The sequence below is a fragment of the Luteimonas sp. YGD11-2 genome, assembly GCF_004118975.1.
In the GTDB taxonomy this organism is placed as follows: Bacteria; Pseudomonadota; Gammaproteobacteria; order Xanthomonadales; family Xanthomonadaceae; genus Luteimonas; species Luteimonas muca.
The window spans coordinates 1,122,104-1,147,642 of record NZ_CP035376.1 but is presented as its reverse complement, the minus strand read 5'-3'; the positions used below and the strand labels follow the sequence as shown (position 1 = coordinate 1,147,642).

Below are 25,539 nucleotides of genomic sequence, written 5' to 3'. Positions count from 1 at the left end.
GGTACCCTGGCCCACATCATCCTGGAGGCCGCGATGAGCGAGTATGTGCTCTACCACAACCCGCGCTGTTCGAAATCGCGCGCGGCGCTCGATCTGCTGCAGACGCGCGGTATCGCACCGCGCGTGGTGCATTACCTCGACACACCCCCGGACGCCGCCACGCTGCGTGCCGTGGTCACTGCACTGGGAATCCCCGCACGCGCCCTGCTGCGCGCCGGCGAGGAGGAATGCGCCGCGCTCGGCCTGGGCGACCCGGCCCTGGATGACGCGCGCGCCGTCGCTGCGATGGTCGCGTACCCGGAGCTGATCGAGCGGCCGATCCTTGTCCATTGCGACCGGGCGGTGATCGGGCGACCGCCGGAACGGGTGCTGGAACTGGTCCAACCGCAGGGCTGAGTGCCGGCGGCTACGGGTCATGGCTGCCGGGCCGGTGCTTGACTGCATCCCCGCCAGCACCGATACCAGCGTGATGACCAGTTCCCCCGAACGCGCCATGCGCGCGGCACCCTGTCCATCGCGGAGCCATCGATGAGCGGCACGCGGCCCCCGGCGTGGCGGCGCGAGTTCGAGCCCAAGCTGTGGACGGTGCTGCGCGCCGGCTACGGATGGGGCGACCTGCGTGCCGACGCGGTGGCGGGCCTCACCGTCGCCATCGTCGCGCTGCCGCTGGCGATGGCGCTGGCCATCGCCTCCGGCACCACGCCCGACAGGGGCCTGCACACCGCGATCGTCGCCGGCTTCCTGATTTCCGCGTTCGGCGGCTCGCGGGTGCAGATCGGCGGGCCCACGGCGGCGTTCATCCCGGTGGTGTTCGTGGTGATCGAGCGCTTCGGCTACGGTGGGCTGATCCTGTGCACGCTGCTGGCCGGGCTGATGCTGATCGCCGCGGGCCTGCTGCGGCTGGGCGCACTGATGCGCTACATGCCGCAGCCGGTGATCACCGGTTTCACCGCGGGCATCGCGGTCAGCATCTTCTCAAGCCAGGTCAAGGATGCACTGGGCCTGCGGATGGGCGAGGTGCCAGCCGGTTTCGTCGACCGCTGGACCGCGTATGCGCAGCATCTTGCGACCACCCAGCCCGCGGCGGTGGCACTGACCGTAACCGGCCTCGCGGTGATCATCGCGCTGCGGCGCTGGCGCCCACGCTGGCCCAGTTTCCTGTTCGCGCTGCTCACCTGCACGATGGTGGCGCTGGCGTTGGCCCTGCCGGCGGAAACCGTGGGTACGCGCTTCGGTGCCCTGCCCTCGTCGCTGCCCGATTTCGCGATCCCGCACATCCCGCTCGAACGCACCTTCGAACTGCTGCCCAGCGCGTTCACCATCGCCTTCCTGGCGGGCGTGGAATCACTGCTGTCGGCCGTGGTCGCCGATGGCATGATGGGAGGGCGCCACCGCTCCAACGGTGAACTGGTCGCGCAGGGCGTGGCCAATGTCGGCTCGGCGCTGTTCGGCGGGCTGCCGGCGACCGGTGCGCTTGCACGCACGGCCACCAATATCCGCGCCGGCGCACGCTCGCCAGTGTCGGGGATCCTTCATGCAGGCTTCCTGCTGGTGTTCATGCTGGCGCTGTCGCCGCTGATGTCGTACGTGCCGCTGGCGGCGCTCGCCGCCGTGCTCCTGGTGGTGGCCTGGAACATGAGCGAGGCGCAGCAGTTCCGCCACACCCTGTCGGCGCCATGGGGCGATCGCGTGGTCCTGCTGCTCACTTTCGCGGTGACCGTGCTGGTCGACCTCACCTTGGCGATCCAGGCCGGCGTGGTGGCGGCCGCCTTCGTCTTCATGCACCGCATGGCGCAATCGGTGGACGTCGGGCCCGGCGCCCCGGAGGACGAGGACGAGGGACAGCGCACGCTGTTGCCGCCGGGCGTGGAAGCGTTCCGCATCAACGGTCCGCTGTTCTTCGGCGCCAGCAATCGCGTCGACACCCTGCTCGACCGCCTGCCCGACACCCCGCGGGTGTTCATCCTGCGCATGCGGCTGGTGCCGATCATCGATGCCAGTGGCGTGCATGCGCTGGAGAACCTTGCCGCACGCTGCCGTCGGCAGGACATCGCGCTGGTGATTTCCGGCCTGCAGCCCCAGCCGCGACGGATCCTGGCCGACATGGGCTTCGAGCGGAATGCCGGCGATGTCCGCTTCGCCGAGGACTACGCCCAGGCGATCGCGGTTGCACGTGCCCTGCTGGCATCGGCGCGCGCGGCCGGGCCGGTGACGGACGCCGGATCGTAGAATGCGGCCCATGCAGACCCCATCGATCGTTTCCGCACTCACCATCGCCGGTTCCGATTCCGGCGGCGGCGCCGGCATCCAGGCCGACCTCAAGACCTTTGCCGCGCACGGCGTGCATGGCCTGTCGGCGATCGCGGCGCTGACCGCCCAGCACACCCGCGCGGTGACCGCGGTGCACGCGCCGCCACCGGAGTTCCTGCGCGCGCAGATCGACGCCTGCTTCGACGACTTCGATATCGGTGCGGTCAAGTTGGGCATGCTCGCCCACGCGGGCCTCATCCATGCCGTCGCCGATGCGCTGGATGCACATGCACCGGTGCACATCGTGCTCGATCCGGTGATGGTGGCCACCTCCGGCGCACGTCTCCTCGAATCCGACGCGCTGGACGCACTGCGCACCCGGCTGATTCCCCTCTCGACCCTGGTCACCCCCAACCTGCCCGAAGCCGAGTTGCTGCTGGGACATGCCATCGCATCGCGCGAGGCCATGCATGCGGCCGCGGCCGAACTGCTGGCGCTCGGCGCGCGCGCGGTGCTGCTCAAGGGTGGCCATCTCGAGGACGCTGCGGACGACGTCATCGACCTGTACGCCGATGCCGACGGCGTGCGCGTGCTGCGCCATCCGCGGCTGGCCGAGAGCGCCCACGGCACCGGTTGCACGCTGGCATCGGCGGTCGCCGCGCGGCTGAGCACTGGCATGGCAATGGCCGAATCGGCCGAAGCGGCCACCGACTACGTGCATCGTGCGCTGCGCGGGGGCTACCGGCCCGGCCGTGGCGACGTCCGCGTGCTCGACCATTTCGGCGCCGGCCTGGCATGACCCCAGCGGCGTTCGAGGTGCACGCGCTCGCGGTCCACGCCGAAGATGGCCATCGCAGTGAACTGCTGGCCTGCGTGCCCGATTCGCCGCGCGCGAGCCTGCTGTGGCTGCCGGCGCTCGGGGTGGCGGCGCGCCATTACCTGCCGTTCGCCGAGGCCCTGGCCGCGCGCGGTATTGCGGTGTTCCTGCACGAATGGCGCGGGCATGGCAGCAGCAGCCTGCGCGCGGCGCGCGACTGCGACTGGGGCTACCGCACCCTGCTGTGCACCGACCTGCCGGCTGCCGAAGCCGCGGTCGACACCGCGCTCCCGGGGCTGCCGCGCATCGTCGGCGGCCACAGTCTGGGCGGGCAGCTGGCGTGCTGCCGTCTGGCGATCGCGCCAATGCCGGCATCCCGCCTGTGGCTGGTGGCCAGCGGCGCACCCTGGTGGCGCGCCTTTTCGGCGCCGCGACGGTACGTGTTGCCGCTGGTCTACCGTTTCCTGCCATGGCTTGCGGCGCGCCGTGGCGCACTGCCGGGTCGCGCCATCGGCTTCGGTGGCAACGAGGCGCGCGGCCTCATCGCCGACTGGGCACGCACCGGGCTGAGCGGACGCTACGCGGCCGCCGGGCTCGAAACCGATCTGGAAGCCCGACTTCGCGACGTGGACGTGGACGCCACCGCGGTGGTGATGGCGCAGGACTGGCTGGGCCCCGAGCCGTCGCTGCGCTTCCTGCTCGACAAGCTCGGCAGCGGCCACCGCGCGCAGGTCACGACCCTCGACGCCGAAATGCTTGGCACCCGTGCGGACCATTTCGCCTGGATGCGCACGCCCGCAGCGGTGGCGGCGGTGCTGGCCGGCCCATTCGGGCATTTCGACGACTGACGCCACGTGTGAGCTGCCCGCCGCGAACGACGCAGCCGCACGCGGCGCCGCACCGGGTGCTCGACAGCAAGCACGCGATGGCAAGGCCCAGTGGCCTCGGATCAAGCGGCCAGCCGGGGCCGGACGGCTCGCGCACGCAAGACCGGTCGTCCCGACCCTGGCGTCCATGACTGCATCGACGCTGCGCACCCGCCCGGCACGCATCGCAGGCACCTGCTGCCGCTGCTATGGCGTGGATGCGACCGTGCGGTGTCCGCGGCCATCGGCCCCCGCCAGCTGCCCGTAGGCCTGGCGCACCATCTCCGGCCCGTACTTGCGCTCCAGGCGACGCACGCTGAAATGCCCGTGCGCCGCGCGCTGGAAGTGACGCATGAACAACGTATTGAGGGTCGCCCCGGTGGCCGCGCCAATCACCGGCATGCTCTGCGCTGCCAACTTGTGGCTGATCCGGATCGAGAACCCCGACGCCACCGTGCTCAGCAGTTGCACCAGTGCCGGTGCGCCACTGCTGACCAGCCCGTGCGCGGCGACGTATTCGGTTGCAGCCACGATCTGCTGCGCCAGCACCGCACGCGCGGCGAAGTAACCCGACTCCGCGCCATCGTCGGCGGTGCTGCTTCCTCCCATCGTCAGCACCTCGTAGCAGGCGAGCATGGTCTGCGGATCGTCGAGGCGTTCACCTTCGCTGCGGGCGATCTCCGCCACCGAGCGCAGGATCAGCGTGGTGGTGAGAGGCAACTCCGCCACCAGGCCGACCAGCCCGAACGCACCGCCCGCGGCGCCGGTCGCTGCCACCGCGGCCGTATGCATGCGCTCGTGGGTGGGACGCACCTGCCGCGCGTTGCCCAGGGTCGCGGTCGCCACCCGCAGTGACTGCCGCAACGCGAGGCGCACGGCCGCGTTGATGGCACGGCTGGCACCGCGCGGAAGCCTGTACGCCAGCAGATACTCCACCGGCGCACCCACCAGGTTCGCCAGTTGCGCGGCGATGCCGGGGCTTTCGAGCAGTGCGCGTGCCTCGGCCAGGGTGGCGAGGTCCTGCGGCGACATCGCGCCGTGTGTTGCGGGTACCAGAGCGTGCATGCCTCGACGATAACGCGCCCACCCCGCAACTGCGTGAGCGGTGGATGTCCGGTCGCCGCCGGCCGGGGCTGCAGGGACACAAAAAAAGAAGCCACCCGTGAGGGTGGCTTCTTCGATATGGCGCGCCCGGAAGGATTCGAACCTCCGACCCCCAAGTTCGTAGCCTGGTGCTCTATCCAGCTGAGCTACGGGCGCGTGAGGCGCGGAATTATGACCGTCGTGTCCGATGCCGTCAATGCATTTCCGCATCGATGTGTATCGTCATGACGCTCGTTCCACGCTGCGGAAAAACAGCTCGGAACGAGCGGCTTTTCCAGCCGATCCCATGCATGGATGCACGGGATCGGGCGGAACACATTTCCCTTGCACAAGTGCTCTAGAAAATGGCGGAGAGTGAGGGATTCGAACCCTCGATGGAGCTTTTGACCCCATACTCCCTTAGCAGGGGAGCCCCTTCGGCCTCTCGGGCAACTCTCCGTTCACCGGGCCGGCACGTTGGCCGTGCGACCCGGGCGGTGAAGGATACCGGTTCGGCCCGGACGCGGCAAACTCAATTTTCGTCCGTGTCGCCTTCCATGCCCTCGGCGCCTTCGCCACGGCGGATGCGCTGGTAGATTTCTTCGCGATGCACCGCAACGTCCTTCGGTGCAGTGATGCCGATGCGCACCTGGTTCCCCTTCACACCGAGCACGGTCACGGTGACGGAGTCGCCGATCATCAGGGTTTCGCCGACACGCCGGGTCAGAATCAACATGAGTACTTCTCCATGGACTGGCAGGCTTTCCTGCCAGCGGCGATCCGGGCGATCCAGCCCGACCTCGCACTTGCAATTTGGTTACGACAATCCGACATGATACCGGCCGCTGGCTGAAGGATAAGTAGGTCGGAAGTCACGCCTGCGCTTATTGCAGGCGCGACGACACCCACGCCGCCACGCCCGCGAGCGCCGTTGCAAGACCCGGGCCATCGTCGCCGCCGCCTTGGGCGAGATCCGGACGGCCGCCGCCCTTGCCACCGGCCTGGCTGGCCACGTGCGCGAGCAGTTCGCCCGCCTTGATGCGGCCGGCCGCGGCGCCGCTCACGCCTGCCACCAGCGCGGCCTTGCCGCCACTGGCACCGGCAAGCACCACCACGGCATCGCCGAGCTGCTGCTTGAGGCGGTCCATCGCATCGCGCAGCGCGCGCGCATCGAGGCCTTCGATGCGTGCAGCGAGGACGCTGATGCCGCCCACGTCGACCGCGGCACCGGCAAGGTCGGCGGTCGCGCCGCTGGCGGCTTTCGCCTTCAGCGATTCGAGCTCGCGTTCGAGCTTCTTCTGCCGGTCGAGCACGCTCTTCAGCTTGTCGGCCACCTCGGCGGTGGTGGTGCCGAGCAGGCCTGCCACCTGTTGCAGCTGCCGCTGTTCGGCCGCCACGTGCTCGAGCGCGGCCTGGCCGGTGAGTGCCTCGACGCGACGCACGCCGGCCGACACGCCACCTTCGGACACCAGCTTGAACAGGCCGATCTCGCCGGTGCGCGCCACGTGCGTGCCGCCGCAGAGTTCGACGGATTCGCCCATCGTCACCACCCGCACGCGTTCGCCGTACTTCTCGCCGAACAGCGCGATCGCGCCGGCGTCCAGCGCTTCCTGCATGTCCATCTCGCGGATGGTCACCGCGTGGTCGCCACGCACCTGGGCGTTGACCTCGCGCTCGATCGCGATCAGCTGGTCCGCAGTGAGCGCTTCGAAATGCGAGAAATCGAAGCGCAGGCGATCGGGCGCCACCAGCGAACCCTTCTGCGCGACATGCGTCCCCAGCTGGTCGCGCAGCGCACCATGCAGCAGGTGGGTCGCGCTGTGGTTGAGGATGATCGTGCCGCGACGTGCCGCATCCACCCGACCGCCCAGGCGCTGGCCGCGTTCAAGCGCACCGCTTGCAAGACGGCCGATATGGCCATGGAACTGCCCCGCGAACTTGCGCGTGTCGGTGACCTCGAAGCGCAGCCCGCCCTCGCCTTCCAGCGCCCCGGTATCACCCACCTGGCCGCCGGACTCGGCATAGAACGGCGTGCGGTCGAGGATCACCACCGCGTCCTCGCCTGCTTCGATGCGCTCGACCGGGCGGCCGTCGCGCAGCAGCGCAACGACTTCCAGGCCTTCGGCCTCGAGCTGCTGGTAGCCGAGGAAGGTCGTCGGCAGGATCTGCGCGACGAGGTCGGCGGGCAGCCCTGTCCCGGAACCGAACTTGCCGGCGGCACGTGCGGTCTCGCGCTGCTTCTCCATCGCCGCGTCGAAGCCTGCGGTGTCGACCTGCAGGCCGCGCTCGCGGGCGATGTCGGCGGTGAGGTCAAGCGGGAAGCCGTAGGTGTCGTACAGGCGGAATGCATCCTCGCCCGGAATGGTGCCGCTGCTGCGCGCGGCGACGTCGTCGAAGATGCGCATGCCGGCATCGAGGGTCTCGGCGAAGCGTTCCTCCTCGGCACGCAGGCTGCGCTCGACCAGGTTGCGCTGCGCGCGCAGCTCCGGATAGGCATCGCCCATCAGCCCGTCGAGCGTGGCCACCATCGCCGAGAAGAACGGCTGGCGCACGCCGAGCATCCAGCCATGGCGCAACGCGCGGCGGATGATCCGCCGCAGCACGTAGCCACGGCCTTCGTTGGATGGCAGCACGCCGTCGACGATCAGGAAACTGCAGGCGCGGATGTGGTCGGCGATGACGCGCAGCGACTTGTTGGAGAGGTCAGCGGTGCCGGTGAGTTCGGATGCCTTGCGGATCAGCGCATCGAAGACATCGATCTCGTAGTTGCTGTGCACGCCCTGCAGGATCGCCGCCAGGCGTTCCAGGCCCATGCCGGTGTCCACGCACGGCGCCGGCAGCGGCAGCAGCGTGCCGTCGGGCTGACGGTCGAACTGCATGAACACCAGGTTCCAGATCTCGATGAAACGGTCGCCGTCCTCGTCGGGCGAACCCGGCGGCCCGCCGGCGATGTGCGCGCCGTGGTCGTAGAAGATCTCGGTGCACGGGCCACAGGGGCCGGTGTCGGCCATCTGCCAGAAGTTGTCGGACGCGAACGGCGCACCCTTGTTGTCGCCGATGCGGATGATGCGGTCCTCGGGCAGGCCGATCACGTCGCGCCAGATGGCATAGGCCTCGTCATCGGTGTGGTAGACCGTCGCCAGCAGGCGTTCCGGAGCAAGCTTCCAGACTTCGGTCAGCAGTTCCCACGCCCACGCGATCGCGTCCTTCTTGAAGTAGTCGCCGAACGACCAGTTGCCCAGCATCTCGAAGAAGGTGTGGTGGCGCGCGGTGTAGCCGACCTGGTCGAGGTCGTTGTGCTTGCCGCCGGCGCGCAGGCAGCGCTGCACGTCCGCCGCGCGCACGTAGCTGCGCTTCTCGGCACCCAGGAACACGTCCTTGAACTGGACCATGCCGGAGTTGGTGAACAGCAGGGTCGGGTCGTTGCCCGGCACCAGCGGGGCGGAGGGCACGATGGTGTGGCCCTTGCCCAGGAAGAATTCGAGGAAGTCGGAACGGATATCGGCTGTGGTCTTCATGCGTGCGGGGCTGCGGCGTGGACGGGCACCCATCCGGCGCCAGCCACAACGCATGCGGCCACGACGAGGAACAGACAACCCGGGGCCGGGAAGGTTAACAGGGCGACAGGCACCGCTGCAGGCGTGCGCATGCCCGCGCCTGCCGGCAGCGGGCCACAGGTCAGTTCCGGTACACGACCTGGCTCCGGTCTGCCCGTGCCTGGGTCAACGCAATCCCTGTCGAACGCCCGGCGCACCGACGCCCGGATGTGTGGAGCAAGGAAATCGCGCAACGGCAGCCCCGCTGCCATGACCCGTTCGCGCGACACCAGGAGCAGGCCGACGCTCATTAATCCTCGAGCTCGAACGCGCTGGCGCGGCGCACGGTGTCCCTGTCGAAACCGCGGCGGACCAGGAAATCGGCCGCCTTGCGACGCCGCTTCCACATGGCCTCGGTGTCCTCGTCGGCGGCGACCGGGAACCGGCGCCGGACCTGGTCGCAGGCCTGTTCCAGCCAGCCGTCATCGCCGGCCTCGGCCAGCGCGCGGAAGGCATCGTCGATCACCTCGGCACCCAGGCCGTGGCTTTCGAGTTCGACGCGAATGCTCAGCGGCCCGTATCCGGAGACCGCCCGCGAACGCGCCAGCAACGCGGCAAAACGTCCGTCGTCCTGCCAGCCCGCCTCGGCCATCCGGTCCACCGCCGCCCTGGCGTCATGGCGCTCGATCCCACGGGCCGTGAGCTTGCGCTCCAGCTCGCGACGCGAGTGCTCGCGACGTACCAGCAATGCCAGTGCCCGCTGCGCCGGTGTCTGCTCCCTGCGCGGGCGGGACTTCTTCCGTGCCGTGGCGTCGTCCGTTGACACCGCGTCAGGACCCTGCGCCGGCAGCGCGGGGTCCGTGGACCCTGCGTCTTCTGCAGGTTCCGCCGGCGGGCGGCGTGGCCGCCCCATGGTCAACGCTTCGTCCGCCGGCGCTTCGGCGCGGCGGCCTCGGCGTCAGCGGCAGCCGCGCCCATCGTCGTGCGTGCGGAATCGTCAGCGTCGTCAGTCGTCCTCCGCGGCGTCTTCGGCTTCCTTGCGCGGAATTTCCGCCGGCACGAACTGCGCCCGCAGCGCGGTTTCCAGACGCACCGCGACCGTGGGATTCTCCTTCAGGTACTGGCGCGCGTTCTCCTTGCCCTGGCCGATGCGCTCGCCGTCGTAGCTGTACCAGGCACCGGCCTTGTCGACGATCTTGGCATCCACGCCCATATCGATCAGCTCGCCCTCGCGGCTGATGCCCTCGCCGTACAGGATCTCGGTGATGACCTGCTTGAAGGGCGGCGCCATCTTGTTCTTGACGACCTTGATCTTGGTCTGGTTGCCGATGATCTCGTCGCCCTTCTTGATCGCGCCGATGCGGCGGATGTCCAGGCGCACGGAGGCGTAGAACTTCAGCGCGTTGCCGCCGGTGGTGGTCTCCGGGCTCTGGCCCGGCATCATGATCCCGATCTTGTGTCGCAGCTGGTTGATGAACACCACCAGGGTGTTGGAGCGCTTGATGTTGCCGGTGAGCTTGCGCAGCGCCTGGCTCATCAGCCGTGCCTGCAGGCCCGGCAGCTGGTCGCCCATCTCGCCCTCGATCTCCGCCTTGGGGGTCAGTGCGGCGACCGAGTCGACCACCACGATGTCCACCGCGGCCGAGCGCACCAGCATGTCGGCGATCTCCAGCGCCTGCTCACCGGTGTCGGGCTGGCTGAGCAGCAGGTCGTCGACGTTCACGCCGAGCTTGGCGGCGTAGATCGGGTCGAGCGCATGCTCGGCGTCGATGAAGGCCGCGGTACCGCCGTTCTTCTGGCACTCGGCGATCGCCTGCAGCGTCAGCGTGGTCTTGCCCGAGGATTCCGGGCCGTAGATCTCGACCACGCGGCCCTTGGGCAGGCCGCCGATGCCCAGCGCGATGTCGAGCATCAGCGAACCGGTGCCGATGACCTCCGCGGCCTCGACCACCCGGTCCCCCATACGCATCACCGAGCCCTTGCCGAACTGCTTTTCGATCTGGCCCAGCGCGGCGGCGAGCGCGCGCTTCTTGTTCTCGTCCATCGTGGTCTCCGGAAAGTGGGAAATCTGTTGAAGAGGATCTGTCGGGACGCAGCCTAGGTGGCGGCGGTCGCACGGGCTGCGACCACGTCCGCCTGCCCTGCATCGTCGGTTGCTGGCCCGGACACCGCGATCGGCCGGCGGCGACCGCGACTGTCAGGAAACGCCCCGTGCATCGAACGGAAAAGGTGCGACGCGCTGCGCATCAGCGGTTGGGCCTGACCAGGCCGCAGTACAGGCCCTCGATGGCGAAGTCCTGCCCGGCCTGCACCTCGATCGGCGCGAAATCGGGATTGCGCGGCAGCAGCCGGATGCGGTCCTTGCCGATGCGCAGCAGCTTGACCGTGATCTCGTCGTCGATGCGCGCCACCACGATCTCGCCGGAGCGCGCCTGCGGCGTGCGGTGCACGCCGATGAGGTCGCCATCGAAGATGCCCTCGTCGCGCATCGAGTCGCCTTTCACCTTCAACAGGTAGTCGGGCGCCGGCGAGAACAGCACCCGGTCGAGGACCACGTGATCCTCGGCCGCGGCAAGCACGTCGGGTGCACCTGCGCCGATCGGCAGGCCGGCCGCTACCTGCCCCAGCACCGGCAACCGTAACGCCTGGGATGCGAGGTCACCGGCGAGGTCGAGGCTGTCCTGGTGCGGGGCCGGCGCCTGCACCAGCAGGCGGATCCCACGGGCACGGCCGGGCACGCGTTCGATCGCACCGGCAGCCTCGAGCGCCTCGAGGTGGTACTGCGCCGCGCGCACGCTGCTGAAACCCAGCGCGCGGGCGATCTCGGTCTGCGAGGGCGGCATGCCTTCCGCCTCGATTCGCTCGGCGATGAGCGCGAGGACGGCGTGCTGGGTGGCGGTGAGTTTCATGGTTAGTAGTATTACTACTAACCACGGCGACGGTCAACGTCGGCGGCCGCTGCGCCAGATCGACAGCACGATCCAGATGCCGGTAACTGCGGCCCCGACAAAGCCGAGCACGCCGATCGCCATCAGCCATCGGTTGGGCACGCCGCCGACGGCGTTCATGACGATCGACGAGCCGATGATCAGCGCCGCGGTGATCACGCCGATGGTCAGGCGGTTCGCCGCGGCATTGAGCTGGTCGCCGAAGGCCTTGAGCGAGGTGATCTCGATCTGCCCGCGCAGGCGGCCGTGCCGCGCGGCCTGCATCACCCGCCGCAGGTCGCGCGGCAGGTCGCCGAGCAGATCCAGCGCGCCGGACACCGTGCGCCGCCCGCGCCGGGCCAGGATCCGCGGCGACCAGCGTTCCAGCATCGCCCGGCGCAGGAACGGCCGCGCCTCGGTGGCCATGTCGAAGTCAGGGTCCAGCTGCCGGCCCAGCCCTTCCAGGGTCAGGAAGGCCTTGATCATCAGCGCGAGGTCGGGCGGCAGGGTCAGCGCATGCCGGCGCAGCAGGCCGGCGACGTCGGCCAGCATCGAGGCGATCCGCAGTTCCTTCAGCGGCAGGCCGCGGTACTGGTCGATCAGGGCGCCGACCTCGACCTGCAGCCGGCTCTCGTCCACGCCGCTGGTGCCCTCGGTCCAGTCCAGCAGGATGTCGGTGACCGCTTCGGTGTCCTGGTCGACCAGGCCGTACAGCAGCTGCGCCACCTGCATGCGCCGGCGCTCCGAGACATGACCGACCATGCCGAAATCGATCAGGCCGATGCCGCCGTTCTCGAGATAGAAGATGTTGCCGGGGTGCGGATCGGCGTGGAACAGGCCGTCCTCGAGCACCATCTTCAACACGATTGCCGCACCGGTGCGTGCAAGTGCGTGGCGGTCGAGGCCGAGGGCATCGACACCGGCGAGGTCGCGCCCGGCCACGCCGTCCATGAAGCCCTGCACGTTGAGCCGCTCCGACGTCCAGTGCCAGTACACGATCGGGATCTCGATCCCGTCGTGCCCGGCGAAGTTGGCGGCGATGCGCTCGGCGTGGCGGCATTCCGCGGCGAAGTCGAGCTCGCCACGCAGCGAGGTGGCGAACTGGGCGACCACGTCGGCCGGGCGGTAGCGGCGCAGGTCGGGGGCCTGCGCCTCGATGATGTCGGCCAGCCTCGCCAGCAGGCGCAGGTCGGCTTCCACCACCTCGCGGATGCCCGGCCGCCGCACCTTGAGCACGACCGGCGTGCCGTCCTCGAGCCAGGCGCGATGGGTCTGCGCCAGCGAGGCGGCGGCCAGCGGGCGCGTGTCGATGCGCGCGAAGATGTCCTCCGGCTCGGCACCGAGGTCGGCGACCAGCTGCGGGCGGATGGTCTCGAACGGCAGCGCCGGCACCGCGTTCTGCAGTTCCGACAGTTCGCGGATCCACTCCGGCGGCAGCAGGTCGACGCGGGTGGCCAGCACCTGGCCGAGCTTGACGAACGTCGGGCCGAGATCCTGGAATGCGTGGCGCAGCCGTTCGGGCGGCGACATCCGCGGCTTCTCGTTGGCGTGTTGCCGGTGCAGCAGGCGCCCGGCGCGTTCGAGTGCGCCAGCCAGGCCGATGCGCTGGACGACATCACCGAACCCGTAGCGCACCAGCACCACGGCGATCTCCTGCAGACGCCCGAGATCGCGCACCGTGCCGAGGGTCTCCCACATCAGCGGCGACCTCCGGCAGCGACGGGCATCACAGCGCTTCCAGCCCGTGCAGTGCGGCGGCCACGGTCTGCCGCCGCACGGCTTCGCGATCGCCATCGAAGTGGAACAATTCCGCGCGCGGGTAGCCGCCACGCCGCTTCCAGGCGATCCATACCGTGCCGACCGGCTTGTCGGCAGTGCTGCCGCCCGGGCCTGCAATGCCCGTGACCGCGACAGCGAGGGTGGCGCCGGAATGCACCAGCCCGCCGGCGACCATTTCCAGCACCGTCTCGCGGCTCACCGCACCGTGGTCTTCCAGCGTCTGAGGGCGCACGCCAAGGAGCGCCTGCTTGGCCTCGTAGCTGTAAACCGCCATCCCGCAGTCGAACCAGGCCGACGAGCCGGCGATATCCGTCACCACCTTGGCGATCCAGCCACCGGTGCAGCTCTCGGCGGTCACCAGGGTGTCGTGCGTGGACGTCAGACGCTCGCCGGTGGCGGCAGCCAGCGCCTGCAGCTCGGCATCGGAGGGAACGGGCATCGCGGATCCGGGTTCGGCGGGGAGGCCTGTTGTAAACCATCCGCCGGGCGAAGTCTTTCCGCGGCCGGTGCGTAGCCGATGCCGATGCCGGGCCCTGGAAACAGGAAGGCCCGCCATCGGGCGGGCCTTCCACGGCGGTGCGGATGGATCAGTAGCGCATGCGCAGGGTCATGCCGTAGGTGCGCGGCGCGCCCAGGAAGGCGTTCCACGAACCGGCCTGGATCGGCGCATCGATGCCGACCTGCATATAGGTCTCGTCGGTGAGGTTCTGGCCCCAGAATTCCAGCATCCAGCGCTGGTCCTGGCGACCGAAGCCGACGCGCGCGTTGACCAGCGCATAGCCGTCCTGCAACTTTTGCGGGTCAAGGTCGGAGCCGGTGTTGTATTCCGACATGTACTTGGCACCGACGTTGAAGCGGCCCAGCAGGTTGGAGCCGATGTCCCATTCGTAGGTCACCGAGGCGTTGCCCGACCACTTCGGCGCGAAGCTCATCTGGTTGCCCGGCAGCTCCACCAGTTCCGGATCCGGCAGCAGGTCGTTGCCGTACTTGGTGTCTGCATAAGTCACGCCACCCTGCACCATCAGCCCCTCGATGGTGGGCTGCCACAGCACCTCGGCCTCGATACCGGTCGAGGTCACCTTCGGGATCGAGCGCACCACGAACGCGGTGCCGAGGAAGCTGTTGAGCTGGAAGTCCTCGTACTCCTGGTGGAACAGCGCGGTGTTGAACACCAGGTTGCCGTCGGCCCAGGCGGTCTTCAGGCCCAGCTCGTAGCTGTCGACGAACTCGCCCGGGAACGAGGTGTCGTCGACCGGGGTGATGCCGCCGACACCCGACGACAGCCCGTTGGAGGACTGCACGCGGTCAAGATTGAAACCACCGGACTTGTAGCCCCGCGCGGCCGAGACATAGCCCATCACGTCGTCGGAGAAGTCATAGGCGACCTTGACCGTGCCCGACCACTCCTTCTCGGTGCGCTCCTGCCAGGTGCTGCGGCCGTTGTGCTGCACGTTGGCCCAGGGCAGGCACATGAAGCCGGCCACCTGCGGCGCGATCACCGGAACCAGCTGGCCCAGTAGCTGTTGCTGCAACCCCGGCGGCAGGCTGGCGAATCCGTTGATGCGTTGCGCGAGCGCCCCGCCCACGCGAGCGGCCGGATTGGACAGCGCCGCACCGCAGGCCAGGCTGCCGTTGGGGTTGGAGAAGTCGGACTGCAGGGTCTTCTTTTCGCGGGTGTAGCGCAGGCCGACGGTGACATCGAGCTCGTCGTTGATGTGGATGGTGTTGTTGGTGAACAGCGCCGCACTCTTGGCGTTCTGGTTGTAACGGTCGAGCGCACCGACGCCGGTGTAGTTGGTGCCGAACGGGCGACCGCTGACCTGCGACAGGAACGTCGCGGGGTTGGCGGTGTTGACCGTCAGCCCGAGCGGCGCCAGCTGCTGTGCCAGGCCACCGAGCACCTGCGTGCCGACCAGCGTCGACAGGTAGGGCTCGTACGCGGCTCCCATGTAGTAGGAATCGTTGCGTGCCAGGTCCTCGTCGGAATAGAACAGGCCCACCATCCAGTCGACGCGGTCGCTGGAGCCGGTCAGCCGCAGTTCCTGGCTGAAGTTCTCGAACGCCGCCAGCGAGACATCCTCCTGCGGCGGGCGGTACATGATGTCGGCGCCGCTGTAGTCGAAGTCGATGCTGGTGATCGCATCCCAGTTGCGCAATGCGGTGATCGAGGTCAGCACCGCCTCGTTGGCCCAGGGCGAGGTCCAGTTGACCTCCATCGACACGCCCTTGTCCTTGATGTCCTGCTCGGTGGTGCGGTTGGCGTAGGACAGGCGGCGGTCGATGTCCGGCACCGGGATGATCCCCTGCCCGCCCGGCGTCAGCGCATCGATGATCGCCGCCGTCGGGCCGCGGTGGGTGGTGACGGTGACGCAGCAGTTCTCCTCGCGACTGGTGTAGTCGGCGATGAAGTTGATGTTGAGCGCCTCGCTGGGCTCCAGCAGCAGCTGGCCGCGCAGTGAGTGGTAGTTCTGGTCGCCGTCGTCGGTCTCGCGGCGCGGGCCGCCGGCGGTGTTGACGTCGTCCACGCCATCGCGCGCGCGCTTGGTGGCGTAGATGCGGAAGGCGGCATTGTCGTTGAGCGCGTCGTTGTAGGACCCGGACACGCCCACCAGCCCGTAGTTGCCGACGGTGACCTCACCCTCCACGGCCTGGGTGTAGCTCGGCCTGCGGGTGATCACGTTGATCACCCCGGCGGAGGTGTTCTTGCCGAACACGGTGCCCTGGGGGCCCTTCAACACCTCGATGCGCTCCATCTCGCCGAGGTCACCGAAGCCGACGCTGTTGCGTGCGCGGTAGACGCCGTCGATCACCACGCCCACCGACGACTCGAGGCCCGGGTTGTCGCCGACGGTGCCGATGCCGCGGATACGCGCGGTGGTCTGCGCGGCGGACTGCGTGCTGGTCACGGTGAGGCCGGGTACCAGCACCTGCATGTCCTTGATGTCGCGAACACCGGTGTCCTGCAGCAGCTGCTCGGGCAGCACGTTGACCACGATCGGCACGTCCTGCAGCGCTTCCTCGCGCTTCTGCGCGGTCACGGTGATGGTCGAAAGGGTGGTGGGGGTTTCGGCGGGCGGCGCGTCCTGCGCCAGCGCGGTGCCGCTGAACGTGAGCGAGACGAGTACGGCGAACACGGCGGTGCTGAGCGGATGGCGTTGCAGGTCGCAAGAGCGCATCGGGGGTCCCCCTGTAGTGATGGTCGACTGGGCCAAGCGCCACGCGCCGCGGGGCGACGATCGTGGCAAGCCGGGTCGGTGGGGGACGAGCCGGGCTACGCCGGCACTGTACGCGTAACGCAATGCCGACAAAAGGCCGCCGCGGCCGCGGCACTGACGTGGGCAACGGCCAGCGGCGGGGCGGACGACTGCGCCGCGTTGACGCCGGCTGTAGTCGAGTGGGCCCACGCGCCGGCTGTTGTCCTCCGCCCCCTCCACGGATTCCCCATGAGTCGTGTCCATCCTATTCGCGCCTGCTACCTCCCTCCGTCGCAGCTGAGCCCGCTGGCCGGCATGGCCGCGGTCTTCGAGCGATGCGCCGCACTCGGCTTTTCCCACGCCGTGATTCCCTCGCCCTTCGCTGGCGGGGACGATGTCCTCGCCGCGCGGCTTGGCGATCCGTCCCGGCTCGGCGCTGCCTGGAACTGGACCGGGACGGCGCGCGAAGGACTCGCGCGGCTGGCGGCCGATGCCCGCAAGGCGGGGCTCGAACTGGTCATCGACCTGCGGCTCGACGAGGTGGAGGCGACGTCGCCCCTGGTCGCCGCGCATCCGGACTGCTTCCGGCCGCGGCGCAGCAGCGACGGGCCGCCGCCGGACCCACGCCAGGCGCCGGCGGCACCGAGCGCTGCGATCGCCCGCTTCCGCAGCCACCCGGCCGCGCTCACGGACTGGTGGCGCGGCACGCTTGCCGACTGGCGCGATGCGGGCGTCGCCGGGTTCCGCTGCCTGTGGGCGCAGCGCGTCCCGGCACAGGCCTGGCGCGACCTGATCGCCGCACTCGCCGGCGACCGCGGACCGGAGTTCTGGCTGTGGACCCCGGGCCTGGCCCCGGCCGAGCTCGACGCCCTCGCCGGCTGCGGCTTCACCGCCGGCTTTTCGTCCCTGGCGTGGTGGGATTTCCGCTCGACCTGGTATGTGGAGGAGGACGCGCGCCTGGGCCGCCTGCCCGCGGTGATCCCGGTCGTCGACGACCCGCTCCAGCTGGCGGCCACCACCCCCGCCACCCGGGCACGCGCACTGGCCTTCGCGGCGCAGAGCGGCGACAGCCTCTTCGCCGTCCTGCCTGACGCCGCCGATATGCAGGCCGACGCGGCCCTGCGCGAGGCGAACGACCTGCTGGCCGATCGCGGCGGCGCGGAAGCCGCGCGACGGCGCACCCTGCGGCCGGTGCTGGGCGGCACCACCTCCGCCGCCGCGGCCTGGCTGGTCGAGCCCATGGCGGCCGTGGGACCGGGGCCCGCGCCCGGCGCGCGCCTGCTCCTGGTCAACACCGATGCCGAGCACGTGGCGATGGTCGACACGCGCGCGCTGTTGCGCAACACCGCCTGCGGCGGCAGCTTCGAGGCATGCCACCCGGCGGGCGCACCGCGCATCGAACCGGACTGCGGCCTTGCCCTCGAACCGGCCGAAGTCCGCAGCTACGCGATCACGCCCAACCCGCCGGTGCAGCGCGCCCGCCAGCCCGTGGACAAGGGTGCTGCCGGCCCCCGGGTGGCGGTGGAATCGGTGACGCCGACGCTGGACGGCGGCCGTTTCCCGGTCAAACGCATCGTCGGCGACCAGGTCACGGTCCAGGCCGACATCCTCTGCGACGGGCATGACCGTGTCGCCGCGGCGGTGCTGTGGCGACTCGCCGGCCAGCGCCAGTGGCGCCGCGTGCCGATGCGGCACCTGGCCAATGACCGCTGGTGCGGCGAGTTCACCCTCGACCGCATCGGCCGCCACGAATTCACCGTCGAGGCCTGGCGCGACGAGTTCGCGACCGCTCGGATGGACCTCGAGAAGCGCCTCGCAGCCGGCAACCTCACCGCCGTCGACCTCGACGAGGTCGTCCAGCTGGTGCGCGCCACCGCCGAGGCCGCCGGAGACACCGCGCTGCGCGACATCGCCGCAGCGCTGGAGGCGAGCGGGGATGCCCAGGCGCGCAGCGCGATCCTGCTGGCGCCGGACACCGCGAAGGCGATGGCGCGCTGCGACCGCAAGCCTTTCCTCAATCGCTGCACGACGGCATTCGCTGTCGACTCGGAACGCCTGGGCGCCGGCTTCTCCAGCTGGTACGAGCTGTTCCCGCGCTCGATGGCGGTGCCGGGTCCCGACGGCGTGCAGCCGCACGGCACCTTCGACGACGTCATCGCGCGCCTGCCGGCGATCCGCGAGATGGGCTTCGACGTGCTCTACATGCCGCCGATCCATCCGATCGGACGGCGCAACCGCAAGGGCCGCAACAACTCGGTGACCGCCGAGCCCGGCGAACCCGGCAGCCCCTATGCCATCGGCGCCGACGAGGGCGGCCACGACGCGGTGCATCCGGAACTCGGCACGCTGGACGACTACCGTCGGCTGGTGGCCGCGGCGGCGTCGGAGGGCCTCGAAATCGCGCTCGACTTCGCCATCCAGTGTTCGCCCGACCACCCCTGGCTGCGCGAGCACCCGGACTGGTTCGCCTGGCGCGCCGACGGCAGCATCCGCTATGCGGAGAACCCGCCGAAGAAGTACGAGGACATCGTCAACGTCGACTTCTACGCAAGCGGTTCGATTCCCGGCCTGTGGCAGGCACTGCGCGACGTGGTGGCGTTCTGGGTGAACGAGGGCGTGCGCCTGTTCCGCGTCGACAACCCGCACACCAAGCCGTTCCCGTTCTGGGAATGGATGATCGGCGACATCCGCGCCACCCACCCGGACGTGGTGTTCCTGTCGGAGGCCTTCACCCGGCCGAAGCTGATGTACCGGCTGGCCAAGGTCGGCTATTCCCAGTCCTACACCTACTTCACCTGGCGCAATACCAAGGCCGAGCTGATCGAGTACATGACCGAACTGGCCGACGGCCCGCCCGCGGATTTCTTCCGGCCGCACTTCTTCGTCAACACCCCCGACATCAACCCGGTCTTCCTGCACCACTCCGGCCGGGCCGGGCACCTGATCCGCGCCGCGCTGGCCACAACCCTGTCGGGGCTGTGGGGCATGTACAGCGGCTTCGAGCTCTGCGAGGCGACGCCGCTCAAGCCCGGCAAGGAGGAGTACCTGGATTCCGAGAAGTACCAGCTGCGCCAATGGGACTGGGACCGCCCCGGCAACATCGTCGCGGAGATCACCCGGCTCAACCTGCTGCGCCGCCTCAACCCGGCGCTGCAGACGCACCTTGGGATCACGTTCTACAACGCCTTCAACGACAACATCCTCTACTTCGGCAAGCGCCGCAGCGCGCGCGACGACATGGTGCTGGTCGCGATCAACCTCGACCCGTACAACGCCCACGAAGCGGACTTCGAGCTGCCGCTGTGGGAGTGGGGCCTGCCGGACCACGCGTCGGTACAGGTCGAAGACCTCTGGCGCGGCACGCGCAGCACCTGGCAGGGCAAGCACCAGCACCTGCGGCTCGACCCCGCCGACCTGCCGTTCGCCATCTGGCGGGTCGGCCCGGGCCCCATCAGCGACGGCCATGCGCCGGAGGCAGCACCATGAGCGCAACGGAAAATACAAACATCGGGGCCGACGGGATCCCGCGCTCCGGCCATGTCGCCGGCGACCCGCTGTGGTTCAAGGACGCGGTGATTTACCAGTTGCACGTGAAGTCGTTCTTCGACGCCAACGACGACGGCGTCGGCGACTTCGCCGGCCTGATCCAGAAGCTCGACTACATCGCCGGGCTGGGCGTCAACACCCTGTGGCTGCTGCCGTTCTACCCATCACCGCGACGCGATGACGGCTACGACATCGCCGAGTACTGCGGCGTGCACCCGGACTACGGCGACATGGACGACGTGCGCCGCTTCTTCGACGAGGCGCACCGGCGTGGCCTGCGGATCATCACCGAGCTGGTGATCAACCACACCTCCGACCAGCACGAATGGTTCCAGCGCGCGCGCCAGGCGCCCAAGGGCTCGCCGGAGCGCGAGTTCTACGTGTGGTCGGACAGCGACCATGCGCTGGCCGGCACCCGCATCATCTTCTGCGACACCGAGAAATCGAACTGGACCTGGGACCCGGTGGCCGGCCAGTACTACTGGCACCGCTTCTATTCGCACCAGCCCGACCTCAACTTCGACAACCCGGAGGTGCTCGAGGCAGTGCTGCGGGTGATGCGCTTCTGGCTCGACCTCGGCGTGGACGGCCTGCGCCTGGACGCGGTGCCGTACCTGATCGAGCGCGAAGGCACCAGCAACGAGAACCTGCCGGAGACCCACGCGATCCTGAAGAAGATCCGCGCCGAGGTCGACGCGCACTACCCCGACCGCCTGCTGCTGGCCGAAGCCAACATGTGGCCGGAGGACACCCAGCAGTACTTCGGCGACGGCGACGAATGCCACATGGCGTTCCACTTCCCGCTGATGCCGCGCATGTACATGGCGATCGCGCGCGAGGACCGCTTTCCGATCAGCGACATCCTGCGCCAGACCCCGGCCATCCCGGACAACTGCCAGTGGGCGATCTTCCTGCGCAACCACGACGAGCTCACGCTGGAGATGGTCACCGACAGCGAGCGCGACTACCTGTGGCAGACCTACGCCGCCGACCAGCGCGCGCGCATCAACCTCGGCATCCGCCGCCGGCTTGCACCGCTGCTCGAGCGCGACCGCCGCCGCATCGAGCTGATGAACTCGCTGCTGCTGACCATGCCCGGGACGCCGGTGTTGTACTACGGCGACGAGATCGGCATGGGCGACAACATCCACCTCGGCGACCGCGACGGCGTGCGCACGCCGATGCAGTGGTCGATCGACCGTAATGGCGGCTTCTCGCGCGCCGATCCCGCGCGGCTGGTGCTGCCGCCGCTGATGGATCCGCTGTACGGCTTCCAGACCATCAACGTCGAATCCCAGCAGCGCGACCTGCACTCCCTGCTCAACTGGACCCGACGCATGCTGGAGGTGCGCAACCGCTACCGCGCCTTCGGCCGCGGCACGCTGACCTTTCTGTACCCCGGCAACCGCAAGATCCTCGCCTACCTGCGCGAGTTCGAGGACGAACTCGTGCTGTGCGTGGCCAACCTGTCGCGCACGCTGCAGGCGGTGGAACTGGACCTGACGATGTACGACGGCCGCATCCCGGTGGAGATCGTCGGCGGCACCTCGTTCCCGCCGATCGGCCACGAGTTCTCCTATCTGCTCACCCTGCCCGCCTACGGCTTCTATGCCTTCCAGCTGGTCACCGACGGCGCCATGCCGGACTGGCACGTCCCGCCGGTGCAGGCGATGCCGGAGTTCGAGACCCTGGTGCTGCGCGGCACGCTGGTCGAGGAAGGGCTTGAGCGCCCGCGCGAACTGCTCGAGCACAAGGTGCTGCCGGTCTACCTGTGCAACCGGCGCTGGTTCGCGGCCAAGGACCAGGGCATCGACTCGGTGCGCATCGCCTACGCACAGCCACTCGAAGGCGGCGAAGGCGACCTGCTGATGACGGAAGTGGACGTCGCCCTCGGCCCCGACGGCAGCCGCCACGAGCGCTACCTGCTGCCGCTGGGCATCGCCTGGGAGGCCGAGGACCTGCCGGCGCTGCCGCAACAGCTCGCGCTGACGCGGGTGAGGCGCGGCCGCAACGTCGGCTTCCTGACCGATGCCTTCGCCGCGCCCACGCTGGCAAGCGCGGTGGTGACGGCTATGAAGGCAGGTACCCGCCTGCAGACGCCCGACGGCGAGATCCGCTTCGAGGCCACCGACTGGATCGCCCGCATCGGCATCGACGGCGAGCAGCCGGTGCGCTGGCTGTCGGCCGAGCAGTCCAACAGCTCGCTGGTCATCGGCAACACCGCGGTGCTGAAACTGGTGCGCCGGATCACCCCGGGCATCAACCCCGAGACCGAGATGGGCCGGCACCTCACCACTCTGGGCTACGGCAACATCGCGCCGCTGCTGGGCGAGGTCGTGCGCGTGGACGACCAGGGCGTGCCGTCGACGCTTATGGTGCTGCAGGGCTTCCTGCAGAACCAGGGCGACGCCTGGCGGTGGACGCTCGACTATCTGCACCGCACCTTCGACGAGTTCCGCCTGACCCCGCCCGACGAGGACCGGCACGAGGAACTGCTGTGCGGCTACGACGCCTTCGCCACGGCGGTCGGGCGCCGGCTGGGCGAGCTGCACCAGGCGCTGGCGCTGCCGAGCGATGACCCGGCGTTCGCGCCGGAGGACGCCGGTGACGCGCAGATCACCGACTGGGTCGAGAGTGCTCGCACCCAGCTGGAGCGCGCGTTCAGGGCGCTGGGCGGCGTGGAATCACCCTCGCCGGCCCAGCAGCACCTGATGTCGCTGCGCCCGCGCCTGGAACCGCTGTTGCGACGCCTCGCAAATGCCGCGCCCGGTGCGCTGCTCACCCGCGTGCATGGCGATTTCCACCTCGGCCAGATCCTCGTCGTGCAGGACGATGCCTACCTGATCGACTTCGAGGGCGAGCCTGCGCGACCACCGGAGGAACGACGCGCCAGGACCAGCCCCCTGCGTGACGTGGCCGGCTTCCTGCGCTCGCTCGACTATGCAGCGGCCATGCTGGAGCGCGGCGAGGAGGGTGTCGCGCCCGCGGTCGACGAACGCTCGGCGGAGTTCCTGGCCGCCTTCCGCCAGCGCTCCGGCGGGCACTTCCGTGCCGCCTACCTCAAGGTGCTGCAGGAGACCGCCAGGCCGTGGGCGCAGCCCGACGCGGTGGGCCCGCTGCTGGCGCTGTTCCTGATCGAGAAGGGCGCCTACGAGATCGCCTACGAGGCCGCCAACCGCCCCGCGTGGATCGACGTGCCGGTCCGCGGCCTGGCCACGCTGCTCGACGAACTACTGGAGGATGGCCATGACTGACGCCGGCATCCCCACCCCGGGCGCGTCCGTGGACGACGACGGTCTGACGGCGGAGGCGCTGCGGGCGCTGGTGGAATCGCGCCACGGCGATCCGTTCGCGATCCTTGGCCCGCACGATGTCGGCGGCCGGCGCATCGTGCGCGTCTGGATGCCGGGTGCGGCGGAGGTCCAGGTGCTCGCGTCCGGCGATGCCGGCGCGCAACCGGTGACGCTGCACCCGCACCCGCAGGCCCCCGGCCTGTTCGAGGCCGAGATCGCGCACACGGGCAAGTACGAGTTGTTACTGCGCTGGCCGGATGGCAGCGAGCAGCGCACCGCGGACCCCTACGCATTCGGGCCGATCCTCGGTGATCTCGACCTCCACCTCATCGCCGAAGGTCGCCATCTCCGCCTTGGCGACGCGCTCGGGTCGCACGTCGCGCGGATCGACGGCGTGGACGGCGTGCGCTTTGCCGTATGGGCACCGAATGCCGCACGCGTGGCCGTGGTCGGCGATTTCAACGGCTGGGACGGGCGGCGACACGGTATGCGCCTGCGGCCGGACGCCGGCATCTGGGAGATCTTCATTCCCGGCGTCGGCCCCGGGGCGCGCTACAAGTACCAGCTGCTGGCAGCCGACGGCACCCTGCTGCCGCTTAAGGCGGATCCGGTCGCGCGCGCCAGCGAGGCGCCGCCGCTCACGGCCTCGGTCGTGCCTGCCGCCGATGTCTTCAGCTGGTCCGACGACGACTGGATGGCCGAGCGCGCACAGCGCGACCCCTTCGCCTCGCCGATGAGCATCTACGAGGTGCACGCGGCCTCGTGGATGCATGGCGACGATGGCGGCGCGCTCGACTGGGATGCGCTGGCCGACCGCCTGGTGCCTTACGTGGCGTCGATGGGCTTCACTCACGTCGAACTGCTGCCGATCACCGAGCACCCGTTCGGCGGCTCCTGGGGCTACCAGCCGCTCGGGCTGTTCACCCCCACCGGCCGCCACGGCGCGCCAGAGGGTTTCGCGCGCTTCGTCGACCGTTGCCACCGCGAAGGCATCGGCGTGCTGCTGGACTGGGTGCCGGCGCACTTCCCCTCCGACGCCCACGGCCTCGCCCGCTTCGACGGCACTGCGCTGTACGAGCACGCCGACCCGCGCGAGGGCTTTCACAAGGACTGGAACACGCTGATCTACAACCACGGCCGCAACGAGGTCAGCGGCTTCCTGATCGCCAGCGCGCTGGAGTGGCTGCAGCGCTACCACGTCGACGGCCTGCGCGTGGACGCGGTGGCGTCGATGCTCTATCGCGACTACAGCCGCGAGCCCGGCGAGTGGATCCCCAACGTCCACGGCGGCCGCGAAAACTACGAGAGCGTGGCCTTCCTGCGCCGCCTCAACGAGGTGGTGGCCGCGCAGTGTCCGGGCGCGCTGGTGATCGCCGAGGAGTCCACCGCCTGGCCCGGCGTGAGCGCGCCGGTGTCGCAGGGCGGCCTGGGTTTCAGCCACAAGTGGAACATGGGCTGGATGCACGACACCCTGACCTACATGGCCGAGGATCCGCTGTATCGGCGCTACCACCACGACAGGATGACGTTCGGGATGGTCTACGCCTATTCGGAGCGTTTCGTGCTGCCGGTGTCGCACGACGAGGTGGTGCACGGCAAGGGTTCGCTGCTGGGCAAGATGCCCGGCGACCGCTGGCAGAAGCTCGCCAACCTGCGCGCCTACCTCGCCTTCATGTGGGCGCACCCGGGCAAGAAGCTGCTGTTCATGGGCTGCGAGATCGCCCAGGACCGCGAGTGGAACCACGATGGCCAGGTCGACTGGCACCTGCTCGACGAGCCCCCGCACCGCGGCGTGCAGCAACTGGTGCGCGACCTCAACAGCCTGCACGCGTCGAGGCCCGCACTGCATGCACGCGATGCCGACCCGGGCGGCTTCGAGTGGCTCGTGGGCGACGATGCAGCGAACAGCGTCTTCGCCTTCCTGCGCCGCGGCCATGGCGACGACGCGCCGGTCCTCGTGGTGTTGAACCTGACCCCGTTGCGCCACGCCGCATACACGGTCGGCGTGCCTGCGGGCGGCTACTGGCGCGAGCTGCTCAACACCGACGCCGCCACGTACGGCGGCTCCGGTGCGGGCAACCTGGGTGGCGTGCACGCCGAGGCGCAGCCCGCGCACGGGCAGCCGTTCCGGCTGTCGGTTGCGCTGCCACCGCTGTCCGCGCTGTTCTTCACCCCGGGCGACCGGCAGGACTGAGCGCCCCGCGCCGGCGCCGTCCGTCGGCCCCGGCGCGCGCGATACACTGGACGA

General features: G+C 69.6%; 16 protein-coding genes and 2 tRNA genes. 7 read left to right on the top strand and 11 right to left on the bottom strand.

Features of this window, described 5'->3' with window-relative positions; genetic code table 11:
- Positions 1–33: 33 nt before the first annotated feature.
- The 4 genes from arsC (at position 34) to ERL55_RS05215 (ending at position 3,915) form a co-directional block, all read left to right on the top strand.
- Positions 34–396 carry an arsenate reductase (glutaredoxin) gene (arsC, locus tag ERL55_RS05230; RefSeq protein ID WP_129135487.1) on the top strand — a complete coding sequence of 121 codons (363 nt, stop codon included), beginning with the start codon at positions 34–36 and terminating at the stop codon, positions 394–396.
- Positions 397–528: 132 nt separating this feature from the next.
- Positions 529–2,229 carry a SulP family inorganic anion transporter gene (locus ERL55_RS05225; protein WP_129135486.1) on the top strand — a complete coding sequence of 567 codons (1,701 nt, stop codon included), beginning with the start codon at positions 529–531 and terminating at the stop codon, positions 2,227–2,229.
- 10 nt (positions 2,230–2,239) lie between these two features.
- Positions 2,240–3,049, top strand: coding sequence for a bifunctional hydroxymethylpyrimidine kinase/phosphomethylpyrimidine kinase (gene thiD / locus ERL55_RS05220; protein ID WP_129135485.1), 810 nt, complete (start codon positions 2,240–2,242; stop codon positions 3,047–3,049).
- Positions 3,046–3,915, top strand: a complete 870-nt coding sequence (locus tag ERL55_RS05215) for an alpha/beta fold hydrolase (protein WP_129135484.1) — start codon at positions 3,046–3,048, stop codon at positions 3,913–3,915. The genes thiD and ERL55_RS05215 overlap by 4 nt, the downstream gene beginning before the upstream one ends.
- 225 nt (positions 3,916–4,140) lie before the next feature.
- Here the strand turns inward: ERL55_RS05215 and ERL55_RS05210 are convergent, their stop codons facing one another.
- From ERL55_RS05210 to ERL55_RS05160, 11 genes are all read right to left on the bottom strand, one after another.
- The gene (locus ERL55_RS05210) at positions 4,141–4,998 is read right to left on the bottom strand and encodes an EcsC family protein (RefSeq protein ID WP_129135483.1); all 858 of its coding nucleotides are present in this window, start codon (positions 4,996–4,998) and stop codon (positions 4,141–4,143) included.
- Positions 4,999–5,116: 118 nt separating this feature from the next.
- Positions 5,117–5,193: transfer RNA gene (locus ERL55_RS05205), tRNA-Arg, on the bottom strand.
- 189 nt (positions 5,194–5,382) lie between these two features.
- A tRNA-Ser gene (locus ERL55_RS05200) sits at positions 5,383–5,475 on the bottom strand.
- A gap of 73 nt (positions 5,476–5,548) precedes the next feature.
- A complete protein-coding gene (csrA, locus tag ERL55_RS05195) occupies positions 5,549–5,752 on the bottom strand; it encodes a carbon storage regulator CsrA (protein ID WP_100322859.1) in 204 nt (67 codons plus the stop codon).
- A gap of 148 nt (positions 5,753–5,900) precedes the next feature.
- Positions 5,901–8,567, bottom strand: a complete 2,667-nt coding sequence (gene alaS / locus ERL55_RS05190; protein ID WP_129135482.1) for an alanine--tRNA ligase — start codon at positions 8,565–8,567, stop codon at positions 5,901–5,903.
- Between the two features lie 295 nt (positions 8,568–8,862).
- Positions 8,863–9,378 carry a regulatory protein RecX gene (locus ERL55_RS05185; RefSeq protein WP_241685848.1) on the bottom strand — a complete coding sequence of 172 codons (516 nt, stop codon included), beginning with the start codon at positions 9,376–9,378 and terminating at the stop codon, positions 8,863–8,865.
- A 180-nt stretch (positions 9,379–9,558) separates the two neighbouring features.
- A complete protein-coding gene (gene recA / locus ERL55_RS05180) occupies positions 9,559–10,596 on the bottom strand; it encodes a recombinase RecA (protein WP_129135480.1) in 1,038 nt (345 codons plus the stop codon).
- 202 nt (positions 10,597–10,798) lie between these two features.
- Positions 10,799–11,461, bottom strand: a complete 663-nt coding sequence (gene lexA, locus ERL55_RS05175; RefSeq protein ID WP_129135479.1) for a transcriptional repressor LexA — start codon at positions 11,459–11,461, stop codon at positions 10,799–10,801.
- 33 nt (positions 11,462–11,494) lie between these two features.
- Positions 11,495–13,177 (bottom strand): AarF/UbiB family protein, encoded by a 1,683-nt coding sequence (locus ERL55_RS05170; protein WP_129135478.1) that lies wholly within the window; start codon positions 13,175–13,177, stop codon positions 11,495–11,497.
- Positions 13,178–13,205: 28 nt separating this feature from the next.
- A complete protein-coding gene (locus tag ERL55_RS05165; RefSeq protein ID WP_129135477.1) occupies positions 13,206–13,697 on the bottom strand; it encodes a CinA family protein in 492 nt (163 codons plus the stop codon).
- Positions 13,698–13,845: 148 nt separating this feature from the next.
- On the bottom strand, positions 13,846–16,434 hold the full coding sequence (locus tag ERL55_RS05160) for a TonB-dependent receptor (RefSeq protein WP_129135476.1): 2,589 nt from the start codon (positions 16,432–16,434) through the stop codon (positions 13,846–13,848).
- A gap of 267 nt (positions 16,435–16,701) precedes the next feature.
- On the opposite strand from ERL55_RS05160, the gene ERL55_RS05155 reads away from it, so the two are divergent.
- From ERL55_RS05155 to glgB, 3 genes are read left to right on the top strand one after another with little or no spacing between them, the layout of a single operon-like run.
- A complete protein-coding gene (locus ERL55_RS05155; protein WP_129135475.1) occupies positions 16,702–19,938 on the top strand; it encodes an alpha-1,4-glucan--maltose-1-phosphate maltosyltransferase in 3,237 nt (1,078 codons plus the stop codon).
- Positions 19,935–23,252 (top strand): maltose alpha-D-glucosyltransferase, encoded by a 3,318-nt coding sequence (gene treS, locus ERL55_RS05150; RefSeq protein WP_129135474.1) that lies wholly within the window; start codon positions 19,935–19,937, stop codon positions 23,250–23,252. The genes ERL55_RS05155 and treS overlap by 4 nt, the downstream gene beginning before the upstream one ends.
- Entirely contained in the window at positions 23,245–25,485 is a 2,241-nt protein-coding gene (gene glgB, locus ERL55_RS05145; protein WP_129135473.1) for a 1,4-alpha-glucan branching protein GlgB, read from the top strand. The genes treS and glgB overlap by 8 nt, the downstream gene beginning before the upstream one ends.
- Positions 25,486–25,539 lie beyond the last annotated feature (54 nt).